The sequence below is a fragment of the Litorilituus lipolyticus genome, assembly GCF_006439335.1.
Classification (GTDB): Bacteria; Pseudomonadota; Gammaproteobacteria; order Enterobacterales; family Alteromonadaceae; genus Colwellia; species Colwellia lipolytica.
This window is the reverse complement of sequence record NZ_SAWY01000021.1, coordinates 34,652-50,104: the sequence shown is the minus strand read 5'-3', so window position 1 is coordinate 50,104 and position 15,453 is coordinate 34,652. Positions and strand designations below refer to the sequence as shown.

Annotated in this window: 9 protein-coding genes; 5 read left to right on the top strand and 4 right to left on the bottom strand. The window is 37.7% G+C overall.

Annotated features, from left to right (window positions below):
* The first annotated feature begins 345 nt into the window (after positions 1 to 345).
* The 3 genes from EPA86_RS10875 to EPA86_RS10865 all read left to right on the top strand — a co-directional run bounded on the left by EPA86_RS10875 (position 346) and on the right by EPA86_RS10865 (position 3,725).
* Positions 346 to 1,857, top strand: coding sequence for a leucyl aminopeptidase family protein (locus EPA86_RS10875; RefSeq protein ID WP_140603486.1), 1,512 nt, complete (start codon positions 346 to 348; stop codon positions 1,855 to 1,857).
* Positions 1,858 to 2,478: 621 nt separating this feature from the next.
* Positions 2,479 to 3,261 (top strand): 3-hydroxybutyrate dehydrogenase, encoded by a 783-nt coding sequence (locus EPA86_RS10870; protein ID WP_140603484.1) that lies wholly within the window; start codon positions 2,479 to 2,481, stop codon positions 3,259 to 3,261.
* Between the two features lie 92 nt (positions 3,262 to 3,353).
* Entirely contained in the window at positions 3,354 to 3,725 is a 372-nt protein-coding gene (locus EPA86_RS10865; RefSeq protein ID WP_140603482.1) for a carboxymuconolactone decarboxylase family protein, read from the top strand.
* Between the two features lie 121 nt (positions 3,726 to 3,846).
* On the opposite strand, the gene EPA86_RS10860 is transcribed toward EPA86_RS10865, so the two are convergent.
* Both EPA86_RS10860 and EPA86_RS10855 read right to left on the bottom strand, forming a co-directional pair.
* A complete protein-coding gene (locus tag EPA86_RS10860) occupies positions 3,847 to 4,779 on the bottom strand; it encodes an alpha/beta hydrolase (RefSeq protein ID WP_140603480.1) in 933 nt (310 codons plus the stop codon).
* Entirely contained in the window at positions 4,767 to 5,981 is a 1,215-nt protein-coding gene (locus EPA86_RS10855) for an MFS transporter (protein ID WP_140603478.1), read from the bottom strand. The genes EPA86_RS10860 and EPA86_RS10855 overlap by 13 nt, the downstream gene beginning before the upstream one ends.
* 131 nt (positions 5,982 to 6,112) lie before the next feature.
* Between EPA86_RS10855 and EPA86_RS10850 the strand changes: the two genes are divergently transcribed.
* Positions 6,113 to 9,640 (top strand): PAS domain-containing hybrid sensor histidine kinase/response regulator, encoded by a 3,528-nt coding sequence (locus EPA86_RS10850; RefSeq protein WP_140603476.1) that lies wholly within the window; start codon positions 6,113 to 6,115, stop codon positions 9,638 to 9,640.
* A gap of 166 nt (positions 9,641 to 9,806) precedes the next feature.
* On the top strand, positions 9,807 to 12,296 hold the full coding sequence (locus tag EPA86_RS10845; protein WP_246058364.1) for a bifunctional diguanylate cyclase/phosphodiesterase: 2,490 nt from the start codon (positions 9,807 to 9,809) through the stop codon (positions 12,294 to 12,296).
* 4 nt (positions 12,297 to 12,300) lie between these two features.
* Here EPA86_RS10845 and EPA86_RS10840 read toward each other — a convergent pair whose 3' ends face one another.
* Positions 12,301 to 12,975 (bottom strand): response regulator transcription factor, encoded by a 675-nt coding sequence (locus tag EPA86_RS10840; RefSeq protein ID WP_140603475.1) that lies wholly within the window; start codon positions 12,973 to 12,975, stop codon positions 12,301 to 12,303.
* 141 nt (positions 12,976 to 13,116) lie between these two features.
* Positions 13,117 to 15,393 (bottom strand): TonB-dependent receptor, encoded by a 2,277-nt coding sequence (locus EPA86_RS10835; RefSeq protein WP_140603473.1) that lies wholly within the window; start codon positions 15,391 to 15,393, stop codon positions 13,117 to 13,119.
* Between the last annotated feature and the right edge of the window lie 60 nt (positions 15,394 to 15,453).

Below are 15,453 nucleotides of genomic sequence, written 5' to 3'. Positions count from 1 at the left end.
GATAATGATTTTATTGTGACTAATATCCCACATGAACCAAATGTTATAAAGTACATTTAACTGCTTTTCATTCGCTGCTTTTCATTCGATGCTTGGTATTCGTTATCTTTCTTGGCAATTCTTCCTACTAAAGCATGCATTAATTTTGTTTCAAAAGAATTAGAAAACAATAAACGGGTTAATGTGGGGCATTAACAAATATAGTTATTAGTGTGTATACTTCAATCTTCATAAAATACCGACAAAATAACTGTTTAACACGACCAAATAACTTACCATTATCCTGTTAACTCGTTATATTTATTATGATCATCAAATTTAATTAAATTCTTAGGAAAACCATTCATGAAAGCAAAACTCACCAAGCTATCATCAGTATTGATGGCAGTAGCCATCTCTCAACCTGTGCTTGCAGAAACATTTCATTTTAACGAAAAACTAAGCAGTAAATCAGATACGCTTGTTGTATTCAAAGGTAAAGCCAATTCAACTGACTTTGTTAAATTTGATAAAAAAACCGAAGGACAACTCTCTCGCGCTTTAACTGCTAATAAGTTTGATGGTGGCTATAATTCATTTACTGAAGTACTTGCGCCAAATAAGATGAACTATGATCGTGTGCTTATTGTGGGCATTGGTGATGAGCCATTATCAAAGGCTAAGTTAACTAAGCTGGGTGGCAATATTGCTGGTAAATTGACTAGCAAGCATATTAATGATGTGTCAGTTGCGGCTGAGCATTTTGATGCCAAGCAAGTTTCATTGCTAGCGCATGGAATAAACCTTCGCGCGTACAATTACGACAAATACAAGAAAGAAAAATATCAAGAAAAAACATATACCTTTGATGTAGCAGATAAATCAGCATCAAAATCAGCCTATGGTAAGCTTGAGCATATTGAATCGGGTATTTTCTTAGCACGTGATTTAACCAATGAAGTACCGACTGAATTGACTGCTGTTGATTTTGCCGCAGAAGCTAAAAAGCTTGAAAAACTTGGCGTAAAAGTAACAGTGTTAACTCCCAAAGAAATTAAAAAGCTTGGTATGAACGCTTTAGAAGGCGTTGGCAGAGGCAGTTCAGAGGGCTCTCGTTTAATTGTTGCTCATTATGAAGGAAGTAATGACGCACCAATTGCCATTGCAGGTAAAGGGATCACCTTTGATTCTGGCGGTTATCAAATCAAAACCTCTGAAAGCATTGTACGCATGAAATCTGATATGGCAGGTGCTGCGGCCGCACTTGGTACAGTGAAAGCGCTTGCTAAAATGAAAGCTGAAGTTAACGTTGTCGCAGTAATGGGTGTGGCGGCTAATATGGTATCTGAGAAAGCGCAGGCACCCGGCGATGTTGTTAGAACTGCAGAGGGGCTGTCTGTTGAAATTACTCATACCGACGCTGAAGGTCGTTTAGTACTGATTGATGCTATGTGGTATGCCCGTAAACATTATAAACCAAGTGTTTTAGTCGATATCGCAACCCTTACGGGCGGTAAATATCGTGCGCTTGGTACTGAGTTAGGTGGTATATTCAGTGACAACGAACAATTAGTTACTGAGATAACTATGGCAGGTAAAGCGGTTAATGAGCCAGTCTGGCGTTTACCACTTGGTTATAAAGACAGGTTGAAGAGCACAATTGCCGATTTACGAAACACAGGTAAAGGAGGTCCTAGCGCAACGACTGCAGCAACTTTCTTACAACAATTTGCTGGCGATACACCTTGGATCCATATTGATATGGCAGGTAATGCGTTAGCTTCTTCTGCTAAAGGTGAAGTGCCTGTGGGCGGTACAGGTTATGGTGTTCGCTTATTAACTGAATGGGTTTTGAATCAACATAAAGTTAATGAATAATACTAAGTAAATTGTTTACGCTTACTTGAGCTAAACTTTTAACACTTAAAGCCTGATTAATTATCAGGCTTTTTTTTGGCAATACGAATTACAAAAGTAGCTGCCATATAATCATGCATTGCTTTATTCAGTTTATTTAGCTCTATCAGGGGATATATCAGCATCGATATTCTTTTGAACACCTAAAAGTTCATCAAATGTGAAGTTTCTTTTAGTTTGAAATAGACTAGCTATTGGCCCACTAATTTGTCTTGTATTAAGAAAAACTGTAAAGCTAGAGTAATGATTTATATAAATTCACTTACATTTCAAATAGCTAGCTAGTTTTTTATCCCGAGATGAGGTTAACTAATCAATGTGTGAAAGAAGGAAATATTCCATCTTTCACAAAATAAGATACATTTTGTGCTCACAATGTTTATATGCAGTGGCTTGGTTGTTTTGTGAAAAACACTGTAAAGGTATGAATTAAATCCTCCTAATCTATTAAGCAATAAGTAACCTCTTCCGACTTTATGGCACTAAGGTGCCAATTAAAAATCCGACTATTTACGCTAAAGTGATAGCAATATTGATAACTTTGGCGCAGCTTTGTTTGTTGCCATTCATATAGGATTTACTATGTTAAACGGCAAAACAGCGTTAATTACGGGCTCAACCAGTGGTATAGGTTTAGCAACGGCTCATGTTCTGGCAGAGCAGGGAATTAATTTAGTTTTACATGGCTTGTTACCAGAAGCTGAAGGTATCGCATTAGCAGCAGAATTTGCCGAAAAATATAATGTTAAGACATTATTTGATGGTGCCAATTTAATGGAGCCAGAAGCGATTGAAACCTTAATGACTAAGGCCGTAACACACATGGGCGCAGTGGATATATTAGTGAATAATGCTGGGTTGCAACATACCGAGGCAGTTGATACTTTTCCAACCAATAAATGGGATATGATTATTGCTATTAACCTATCGGCAGCGTTTCATACTATTCAGCAATCACTACCCCGTATGAAAGCTAATGGCTGGGGGAGGATCATTAATATTGCTTCAGTGCATGGGTTGGTTGGCTCTATCCATAAGGCCGCTTATGTCGCGGCCAAACACGGGATTGTTGGTTTAACTAAAGTGGTTGCACTTGAATGCGCAGAGCATGGCGTAACAGTAAACTCTATTTGTCCTGGCTGGGTTGATACCCCATTGATAAACACTCAAATAGGCAATATTGCAGAGCAGCAAGATGTAACCTTTGAACAAGCTAAGTATAAATTAGTGACAGCAAAGCAACCGCTTCCAGAAATGATGAACCCGCGCCAAATTGGTGAGTTTATTTTATTTTTATGCAGTGATAGCGCCCGTAGTATTACAGGATCTGCTTTACCTATGGATGGTGCATGGACTGCGCAATAATGACCATTAAGCAACTAAATAGTTAATTCGAGCTAAGCTATGCTAGCTTAGCTCAGAGATAATGGCAGAAAAGTAAATGTTAAGAGATTCTCATGACAAAGATTCAAGGTGAAACGGTACGTAGGCAAGTAATGGGTGATAAGTTTGTTGATAATGCCTTAAACAATGCAAATGACTTTACACGCCCCGTGCAAGATTACATTAATGCTCATGGTTGGGGCTCTACATGGCAACGTGATGGAATTTCGTTGAAAACTCGCAGTTTAGTTACCGTTGCCATGTTGGCAGCACTTAAAGCATCGCAAGAGCTTAAAGGTCATGTTCGTGGGGCAATAAATAATGGTGCAACAGTTGAAGAAATAAGAGAAGTGTTATTACACAGTGCTGTGTATTGTGGAGCACCAGCAGCACAAGAGGCATTTAGGGCCGCGACTGAAGTATTAACTGAGTTAGATAAAATATAATTGTTTTCTTGAATTTAGTGAGGCTTAGTAATGTTTTGCGATAGTGAATTAAAGTAAAGAAAAGGCCATATCATTGAAAAATGATATGGCCTTTTTGTTAGCGGTTACTTTTTAATGAATGCTATTTTTTAATAAACTCACCAATTAATTGATATGTTTTTTCGCATTCGTCCTGCACCAAAGCGTCAAGTAGCATGTAGGCATGAATCATGTCATCAAATTGGTGGTGCTCAACACAAACACCTTCTGCGATAAGTGCATATTTATACACAACACCTTCATCTCTTAAAGGATCACACCCTGCAGTAAAAATTAACGTTTTCGGTAGGTGTTTATCTATGGGCATAAATAACGGGGAAGCAGCTTCTCTTGATTGACTTTCTTGAAAGTAATGATTGAAATACCATTGTATTTTGCTTTTTTCGAGTAAAAATCCACTGCCATTTTCTTCAACAGATTTACAACTCATGGTGTAGTCAACGCTGGGATAGATGAGTATTTGTTTGTTGATATTAATGGTATTGCTATGTCGGTTATTACTGGCTAACGTTGTGCAAATTGCTCCGCCTGCGCTATCTCCTACGATAATGAGTTGTTCATTAAAGGCAAGCTCTGACAGTAACTGTTGATAATTAGCTGAGATGTATTGGCAATCGTCAATGCCTTTAGGGTAAAGGTGCTCAGGCGCTAAGCGGTACTCCACCGCTATGACGATACAATGACCAGCTTTAGCAATTTTTCGGCTGATACTGTCGTATAAGGCAATACTACCTGCCATATGGCCACCGCCATGAAAATGCAAAACCACAGGTAGTGTTTCTTTTGGCGCTGGGCTGTAAATGTTTACTTTAATTTCAGTATTTTCAGGTGTAGACAAGGACGTTTTTTTAACATATTTAAGTGCAGGCCCTTCACCAATTAAGGCTGATAATTTATCTAAATTTGCTCTAACTAATTGTGGGGTCAGCTCAACGCCCTGTGCAATTGCCGTGCTTGCTGAATCAGCTACTTGATAAAGAAAGTCGGTTAGCTTATTAGAAACTATTCCTCGCATGGCACACTTCCTTTAGTTGTCGTCGTTTCAAGTTGGTTTGTTTCAGGCAAAAAGAAGCTACCAAAGAAAAAAGTGCTGCTGACAATGCTAATTAAGATAAATGAATAGGTGTAATCACCTTGATTTAAGTCCACAAGTTTACCGAAAACCCATAAGATTAAAGTACCAGCTAAATAACTTATTGAATAAAATAAGCTGAAAATAACGGTGATTTTTTTACCTGTCATACTTGGGAGTTCATGTGGAATTGTCACCAGTGCAGTAATAGGGAAAAAGATAAAGAACCCTAACAACATTGCCGAGCTAGTTTGTATTAGTTCAGAGGTGCTAAAAGACAGGCCTATCACAGTAAGGGTTATGATAAGTCCAGACCAGCGTATTACCGGTAATCTGGCGGTTATTTTTTTACTAAACACTATACCCGCTAAAGTTCCTATTATACCTGAACCAATAACGAGCGCACTTTGGCTAATGCCTGCTTTAGGGTAGAAGGTAAATAAACAGATATAGAAAGTTAAAATACCTGAGTAGGTCAGGGCGTATTGCCAATTGAATTTATCTTTTAATCCGTCAATGTAAGAATAATTTGATGCTTCTTCAGTAGTATCTGAGTTTACGGTGCTTTCTTTTTTGTCTTTATTTTCTACCATCAACCAAATGCCACACAACACTATGCTCGCTAATGAAAACAGTACTAAGCTGTTTTGCCAGCCTCCTGTTAAAGTGTTGAATGCGCCCATTTGCCATAAGATAATCCCTGTACCCACATTAAAGGATACAGCATTAATACCATTAATCGTCGGGCGCTCTTCTGGCTCAAACCAAGCCATAACAATGGGGTTGAAATAAACAATCATTAATGCGCCGCCAAGACCCATTAAAAAGCGACTCAGCAATAACAGCTCATAATTTGGAGCAAACGGGGTTAATAAACCGATAGAAATAAGGAGTCCTGAAATCAAAAATGCGTATTTCACACCGAACTTTAACGCCACCCAAGCCGCGGCAAAAGTGCCCACTATTTTCGCTAAAGTGACTGCACCACTAATAAAGCTAGCAGAAGCTAAACTATCAATATTCATCGCGGCCATAATTTGGTTCATGCTGGCAGTGCCACCCACCCAAGCCATAGCGAATAAGGTGTAACTTAAGAACACAAGTACAGCAACCACATATTTATTTTGTATTTTATTCAACTTCATAGATAACTTTTTACCCAAATAACACATGTAATAACCTTAACGTAATGATAAAAGTTTTGATGTACTACCTTCGTGCAGTACTAACCTTTGCTTGTTATGTTAAGCTCAATTAAAAACATGAGGATTTATCGTTGCTCGCTTGGCTTTCTCTAGATACTTGGCTAATTTCTGTTGTTTCCTTAGCTTATTTGCTTTTACTTTTCAGTGTTGCTTATTGGGGACAAAAACATAGTCAGAGTCGTTGGTTGAATCGCCCATGGGTGTATGGTTTATCTATTGGTGTTAGCTGCTCGTCTTGGGCATTTTATGGTACTGTTGGCCAAGCTGCTGCAACAGGTGCTTGGCTCGCGCCTATTTATATTGGCACTATATTGGCGTTTGTCATCGCATGGCCTATGTTGTTGCGAATTTTACGCATTACCAAACAATTAAATCTAACTTCAATTGCTGACTTTATTGCTTGTCGTTACGACAGATCTCCTTATGTTGCAGCTTGTGTCACATTGGTTGCCTTGCTGGGAACGATTCCTTATATCGCATTACAACTAAGGGCAATTAGTAAAAGTTTTGATTTGTTAACTGGTTCTTATCAGTCCGGCATTAGCACAACGTTCGTGGTAACATTTGTTTTAATTGTGTTTAGTATTTTATTTGGTGCTAGGCAGGTTGCCGTTAATAAACAAAATAAAGGCTTGGTTTTAGCCATTGCTTTTAGTTCAATCATCAAATTATTTGCCCTGACCGCAATTGGTATTTTTGCGACGTTTTATTTGTACGATGGTTTACATGACTTACTAAACCATGGTGCAAATATCGCAAGAAATTCACAGCCTGAGCCGGTTAATAACCAAACTTACTTTGCTATAGCTCAAGCAATACTCGGTATTGTTACGGTATTCATTTTACCTCAGCAGTTTCATATGTTGATGATTGAAAACCATAACGAAACGGAATTAAAAACGGCTCGTTGGCTTTATCCGCTTTACCTTATTTTAATTAACCTGTTTGTACTGCCTATTGCTTTAGCGGGGCAAGTGTTATTTCCTGGTGGAAGTGTTGATGCAGACACTTTTGTTCTTACTATTCCGTTATTTTATCAGCAAGCTTGGTTAGCTGGTTTGGCTTATATTGGTGGTTTGGCGGCGGCAACGAGTATGATCATCGTTGCTACTATTGTGTTAAGTACGATGGTGGCAACAGAGGTCGTTAACCCTGTTTTACTTAAATATAACCAAGTTATTTCACGGATTAACACGCCGGTCCCCAGTTTATTGCTTAATATTCGCCGTATATCTATCGCGCTGCTGCTGCTTTTTGCTTTAGCCTTTGAGCGTATTATCGATCAACAAAGCCATTTAGCGGCCATAGGCTTGCTCTCGTTCGTTTTATTAGCTCAGTTATTTCCCTTGCTTGTTGGTGCGTTATATTGGCGAAAAGCGACTAAAAAAGCCGCATTGTGGGGCTTGATAGTCGGCAGTGCTTTCTGGTTTTACACCTTACTAGTACCCGCATTGTGGCCTAATGCAGAATGGCTTACTTATGGACCATTTAACCACAGCTGGTTAAAGCCTACGGCATTGTTTGGTATTAATATTTTTGGTGAATTAAGCCATGGCTTATTTGTTAGTTTATTCGCTAATACCTGTTGTTTAATTATTATTTCATTTGTTTCTCATCGCAGTTTAGGTGAAAAGCTTCAAGCAGAGCTGTTTATAAACAAACAAAATAGTCATTTTGAGCAGCAGCTTAGCAAAAAGGACTTATACCAATTACTCGTAAGATTTGTGAATAAAGCTGCGGCAGACAAATTGTTAAAAATCGATGCTAGCCAAGATAAATCGATAAAGAAAAAAAGCAGGAAAGAACAAGATGCAAGCGAGAGTTTGCTTGATTACACACGCTTGCAATTGTCGAGTGTTCTTGGCTCTGCTTCAACTCGTATGGTTATGAAAGCAGCTTCAAAGCAGCAAGCAATGCCTTTGGAAGATGTGGTAAATATTGTTGATGAAGCCAGTAAATTATTTGAGTTTAATCGCGAGCTTTTACAAGCGGGCGTTGAGAATATAGAACAAGGCATAAGTGTAATTGATGCTGATATGCGCTTGGTAGCATGGAATCAACGTTATATTGAATTACTTGATTATCCGTCGCACTTAGTTATGGCGGGTAAGCCAATAAGTGAACTAATACGATTTAATATTGAACGTGGCATTATCAGTGATAGCAGGGGAAATGCTAGCGCACAGCATCAAGGCAGTGAAGAGCAGGTAGCGCATTTAATAGCACGTCGAGTTGCGCATATGCAGGCGGGGCATAGTCACTATTTTCAGCGTTTGATGCCCAGTGGAATTGTAATAGAAATACGAGGTCAAGCCATGCCTGGTGGCGGTTTTGTTAGTACTTTTTCTGATATCACAGCGCATATCGAAGCTGAAAAAACACTACAAAAAGCTAACGAGAGTCTAGAACAACGTGTTCAGGAAAGAACCATTGCTTTATCGCAAGCAAAAGCCGAGGCTGAAGCCGCTAACACCAGCAAAACTAAATTTTTAGCCGCAGCAAGTCATGACTTAATGCAGCCATTCAACGCTTTATCGTTATTTACCAATATGCTCAATAAGAAAGTACAAGGGGGAGAGCTGCAAGAGCTTGCAACAAACATTCAAAACTCTCTTAGTGCCGCAGAAACCTTGCTTTCTGATTTAGTTGAAATTTCTCGACTCGATGCCAATACCGAAAAAGTTGAAAAGCGAAGTTTTGCCGTGAAGGAGTTACTGGCGCCATTAAGCAAAGAGTTTTCCGTATTATGTGCGCAAGCTAATATTGATTTCAGTTATATTGAAAGTGAATGTTTTATTGAAAGCGATCAGCGAATGCTTAGGCGAGTCATACAAAACTTTTTATCTAATGCCTTGAATTATTGCCCGCAGAAAAACAAACAAGGCAAAATTGTTTTAGGGGTGAAACGCCGCGGTGAGCAAGTAGATATACAGGTTTGGGATAATGGTCCAGGTATTGCGAAAGATAAACAGCAAACTATTTTTAAAGAGTTTGAACGATTAACTCAAGCACAGGAAACTTCAGGTTTAGGGCTAGGTTTGGCTATTTCAGAGCGTATAGCAAAATTGTTAGACTCATCTATTTCGCTACAATCAATAGAGCATAAGGGAGCTTGTTTTAGTATTTCTGTGCCTCGTGTCATTGTCCATCAGTCCTTTGGACAAAATACTACTCAAACTAATCAGCTTGCTAAGCACAAACAACAAAGTGAATTTACCCATTTACCTATACTATTGATTGATAATGAAGAGCTGATGTTAACGGCGATGAAAACACAGTTATTAGATTGGGGCAGTGATGTACTCACGGCAAAAGATGAGTCTTCCCTTAATAAGGCTTTAGCAACTGAGGGCAGCTTTAGAGATTTTATTCCAGCTTTAATCATTTCAGATTACCATTTAGATCATGATAAAAATGGTGTCGATTTAGTTCAAAAAACCTTAGCAGCTAATCAGTGGCATGCTCCATGTATTATATGTTCAGCAGATCCATCTGAAGAAGTAAGAGAGCACACCAGTAAAGCTAATTTCTTTTTTATGCGTAAACCCATTAAGGCATTAGCGTTGAAGAAGTTAATGAGACAAGTTTTAGAGAGTTAGATCAATAAACCTTTAATTATTAGGGAAATACAAAGTAAGCCCGCTTTTTTTCGTATATCATTAGTTAAATTTAGGAATACTCTGCTTAACTTATTATTCGATGGGCTTATCTCATAGACTGTCGAGGATTTTACTAAAGTTAATTAGGCCATTATTGAGTTGATAAATGCAAATACAAATGGTTCATGATAAAAAGTTATTAAGGCTCATTAGGGTTATACCTACTGTATTAATAACTGTATTTGCACTATTAGCAATTTTTATCGTGGTAAATTATAACAAAGCTCAGCTTTCCTCAGATATTCATACCCTTGAACAAGACTTTATTAATTCAGAAAAAGAATCCATTAAAACCCAAGTAAAACAAATTACTCAACAAATTATTTATGAAAAAAATAGCACTGTTAATACCCTAAAAACGACCATTAATAATCAGATCCAACAAGCTCATGCTATTGCGACAACGATTTACAACAACAATAAAAATAAGCCAGAAGCTGAGGTAAGAAAATTAATAACAGATGCATTACGAAGCATTCGTTTTAATGATGGTCGGGGGTATTTTTTCATCTATAGTACTGCTGGTGCGAGTATTATGCACCCGATACTACCGCACATGGAAGGCACCTCAAAAGCAAACCTTCAAGATATTCGTGGCAATTATATTGTGCGGGATTTAGGTCGACTTGCTAAAAAACATGGTGAGGCATTCTATCATTGGTGGTTTGTAAAACCTGACGATAAAACCAAGGAATACGAAAAAATAGGATTTGGCAAATACTTCGCCCCTTATGATTGGTTTATTGGCACGGGAGATTATATTGTTGATGTTGAAAGTGATATTAAACAAAGACTAATAAAAAGAATTAGAAATATTCGATTTGGTGAAAATGGCTATATTTTCCTTCTGGACTATCAAGGAAAAATTCTTGCTCATTATAATAAAGAGCTGCTAGATACAAACGTCGATCGAGTCACTAATGCTAAAAATACCGAAACCTTACAAAGAATAATTAAAGTAGCTCAACAAGGTGAAAGTTATATACGATACACTAGCCCCTTAATGCCAAGTACTGGGAAGCCAGCAGAAAAAATTAGTTTTGTTGTTGGACTTGCTGATTGGCAGTGGGTCATTGGTACAGGCTTTTATATCAGTGAAACTCAAGAGTATTTAGCAAAGCGTTCAAAACTGATTGAAGAACACCATAAACAAGAGCTATACACCTTGTTAGGGTTAAGCTCTGTAGTTACCTTATTTATCATTATATTATCGCTGCTTTTAACAAAGTATTTAGCGCGTCGCTTTACTTTGTATGAAGATAAAATCAATGCAGATTTTACTGAACTTAATAAAATTAGAGTGGAGTCTCAATATCAAGCACTGCACGACTCCTTAACGAAACTCCCTAATAGAGTGATGTTAAATGAGCAAATAAAACAAGGTATAGCACTGAGTGATAAATCAAACCTACAGCTAGCTTTGATGTTTGTCGATTTAGATGATTTTAAAAAAATTAATGATCTACATGGCCATTCTGTAGGGGATAGTTTATTAGCAGTACTCGGTGAAAAATTCCCGAAAATACTGTCACAGCATGATAGTGTTGCACGTTTTGGTGGTGATGAGTTTATATTTTGTTTTCCATTGATTCAAAGCAATGAAGAAGCAAAACAAAAAGTCAAAGCGATTCAAGCTTTATTCAAACAAGAGTTTGTAATACAAGGAAAATCTATTTATTCAACGTGTAGTGTAGGTGTGGCAATGTATCCGAGTGATGGTACAGTCGCCGAGGATCTTATCAGTAAAGCCGATATCGTACTTTATAAATCTAAATCGTTGCAAAAAGGCCGTTCCTTATTCTTTAATCAGCAAATAGATGAGCAAGTTAAACGAGACTTTTTAATTGAGTCAGAGTTGCGACTTGCGTTGCTTGAGAAAGAATTATCACTAAATTATCAACCACAAATTTGCGTGAAAACGAGTAAAATAGCGAGCGTTGAAGCCTTAGTTCGATGGAATAATAAAACCCTTGGCCCAGTTTCTCCGGATGAATTCATACAAACCGCAGAAGATATAGGCATGATCTTTGAAATAGGTTGCTTTGTTATTGAACAAGCTATTAGCGATATTAAACAGTTCAATAATAACAGTATTTCTGCGATTCAATTATCTATTAATATATCACCGAAACAGTTGATAGAGCCTGAATTTTTACCCCACTTATCGAAAACTATCACCTCATTAGATTTTGATGCTAGTTTAATCACTTTAGAAATCACTGAAAATATTCTCATCTCTGATTTAAACAAGATACAACCTATTTTAATTGAGCTACGCACGCTGGGTATAAAACTGTCATTAGATGATTTTGGTACAGGTTATTCGTCTTTACGTTATTTAGGTAATTTACCCTTAAATGAAATCAAGATAGATCGCTCTTTTATCGATAAAGTATTGGTAAATAATCAGACCGAGTCTTTAGTGAAAACAATTATTGCCATTGGGCAATTTTATGATTTAACCACAGTAGCAGAGGGGGTTGAGACAAAAGAACAGTTTGACTTACTGCGTTCTTATCAATGTGATTTAATTCAAGGATATTATTTTGATAAACCATTACCTGTGGCAGCTTTAAATGATAAGTACATAACTTGAAGGTTTAGCTTGCTAACACTTCACTTGTAGTTTGCGGTGCGAGCATGAGTTGTTGATAGGCTAACCCTGCCTGAGTACGGTTATTAACACCAAGTTGCAATAATATTGCAGAGACATGTTTTTTCACGGTATTTTCTTTTATATCTAAAATACCTGCTATTTGTTTATTGAGTTGTCCATCAGCCACTAAAGCTAATACGGTATATTGTTGTGGTGTAAGTTTTGTTAATTGCTGGGCTAGTTGCTTATGTGCTTTTGCTTGCTCAGAATCGGCTAAATTGTTCATTTCTTCTGGTAACCAAGAATCACCTTCTAGCACACAGTTTACCGCTGTTGAGATTGTGGTTAGATCAGCTGATTTAGGAATAAAAGCTGCAGCACCAAAGTGAATAGCTTTTTGCATAATGTCAGGATTTTCATCAGAAGAGACCATAATCACAATAAGATCAGGATGATTATTTTGTAGTTGCGTCAAACCCGTAAAACCATCATTGCCAGGCATATGTAAATCAAGAAAAACAATTTCTAATGAAGGAGAAGCATCGATGACGTATAGTAATTCCTCAAAACTTGATGCTTCAGCTGTTTTGGCAAAAGGTAAACAATGACCAACAGCTTGCTTTAATGCAGCTCTAAATAATGGATGATCATCAGCAATGACAACTTTTGCTTCACTCATAGCTTTTTACCTTTTTATGTTTAGCTTAATATTATTTTTTCGAATTTAGCTTTCACGAAAAAAGTTTTATTCAAAATAATCTGGTTTGATTATCGGAAAAAGAGCCGGTAATAACTAGCTCTTTTTCTCAGCCTAATGTATTTAGAACGAATAACCTATGGTTAATGAAACCGTTGAAGGGTCGCCATAGTAGCCAATTAAGGTTGTATCGCCTCCAAGACCTGGATTGTAACTACCGTCATCATTTTGTTCGCCTAAAAATGCGTAATTACCAACTAAGTACTCTTCATCTGTAATGTTTTTCCAATGCAATGCTGCAGTCCAATCACCGTCATTGCTATACCAGTTAACACCAAAGTTAAGCAAACCGTAACCATCTTGAGTTAATAAATTATCGGTTACGTTTAAGTCATATTCACTACGGTAATAGTAGTTACCATTAACAACAAAGCCGCCTACTGAGCTTTCAATATCATAAGTAAAGCCGATATTTGCCGTAGTTTTAGGAGTATTAGTAATAGTAAAATCATCGGTTATATCTATTGGGTTACCATCACTGTCATAGGAGTTAACTTCTTCAAACGATGAGTCGATTAAACCTAAAGTTGCAAATAAATCAAGGCTATCAGTCGCGGCATAATTAACTTCGAGCTCTAAACCTGTCGCTGTTGATTGACCAATATTACCAAGTCGCTGGCTTAGTTCACTACCATCACCACCTTCAATAGGTAGAACCGTGACAAACTGTCTATCTTGATGAACTAAATAAAATACTGTGGCATTGACACGTAAGTTATTATTCCACTCACTTTTAACACCGACTTCAAATGAATCAACAATTTCAGGATCTACCGCTGGCTCAGGCCCACTAGCTCTAGGGTTAAAAGTACCAGATTTAAAACCTTGAGAATAACTTGCGAAGAACATCATGTCAGCACTGTATTGATATTCGACACCTGCACGTGGTGAAAAACGTGACCAATCTTCACTGTCGTTAAGTACTTCAGGGAAGGCAACATCACCACGCTCATAACCAGGTACCCAACCATCTTCAGGATATACGGTTTGGTAAACTACACCATTGTTCACAATGGCGTCTTTTTCTTCTTGGGTGTAGCGACCACCTAAGGTGAAAGACAGCTTGTCGGTAACATTATATGAGCCTTGAGCATAAACAGCATAACTTTCACTGTTATTGCAACCTGTCACTTCACGAGTTAAACCTGGAAGACTTAAAGATGTGCCTAAATGTTCTAAAATAGCATCGAAATGACCACAAGATTCGCCATCGTAATAGTACAAGCCTGAAACAAATGTTAAATCTTCTCCATCGTAGTTTAATTGAAACTCTTGGGTGAATTGCTCGTCGTCGTAAATTGCAGGTACATCAAAAATACGTTCAGCAGTGTTATCAAAATCAATATTGGTTCTTGAATAGTTGCTTCTACTTGCCGTGACTGATTTTAGTGACCAAAAATCATTAATAAAGTATTCAGCAGTTAAACTCATGCCTTCAGATTCAACACTGTTCCATGTCGGCATACTCGTGTAAGAGTCATATACGCTGTCAGGAACAGGTGCATCAGTTACGATACTTGGTAATAAACGATAACCACCTTTAGCATTTGAATCATCAATAGTTTTGTCGTAATTAAAACGGAAAAACCAATCATCTGACGGGGTAAACTCTAAGGTTGCTCGGCCAGCAAATACATCTTTGTTATAGTTTTCTAAGTCTTGGTTGGGTAAATCAGACTCTAAAAATTTACCAAAGCCGTCCCGAGTTAAATTAGCTAAAGCAAAACCAAAATAAAGTTTATCGCCAATCACAGGAAGCTTAGCAGCGACTTTGTAGTCTTGTCTGGCATAGTTACCAAACGTTGCAGCCAAGTCAAATTCCATATCACCAGACATTTTCTTAGTAACATATTTAATTGCGCCACCTATGGTGTTTTTACCATATAAACTGCCTTGAGGGCCTCGAAGAACTTCGATTCGTTCAACATCGACAATATCTAAAACAGCGCCCTGTGGACGGGCAATATATACGTCATCTACGTAAATACCTACACCAGGTTCATAACCCCATAATGGATCATCTTGGCCAACACCACGAATAAATGCGGTTAATGTTGAGTTTGTACCACGGCTACTTTGAAGTGTGGTATTTGGAGAGAATTGCTGAACTTCAGTCATAACGCTCACCCCATTTTGCGCTAACTGCTCAGCACCTATTGATGTTACCGCAACAGGTACATTTTGTAAGCTTTCAGCTGTTTTACGAGCAGTAACTTCTATTCGCTCTAAACCTGAATCTTGTTGTTCTGCAGCAGCTTCTTCTGCATATGATACATTGACTGATAGTGCTGATGTTATAGCTAGCGCGATATAGCTTTTCTTTATGTTGAACTTGTTCATTAAGACAACCCTCTATTTGTAATATTTTTTATAATTTATGGTAGTAATATTTAGTGCTAA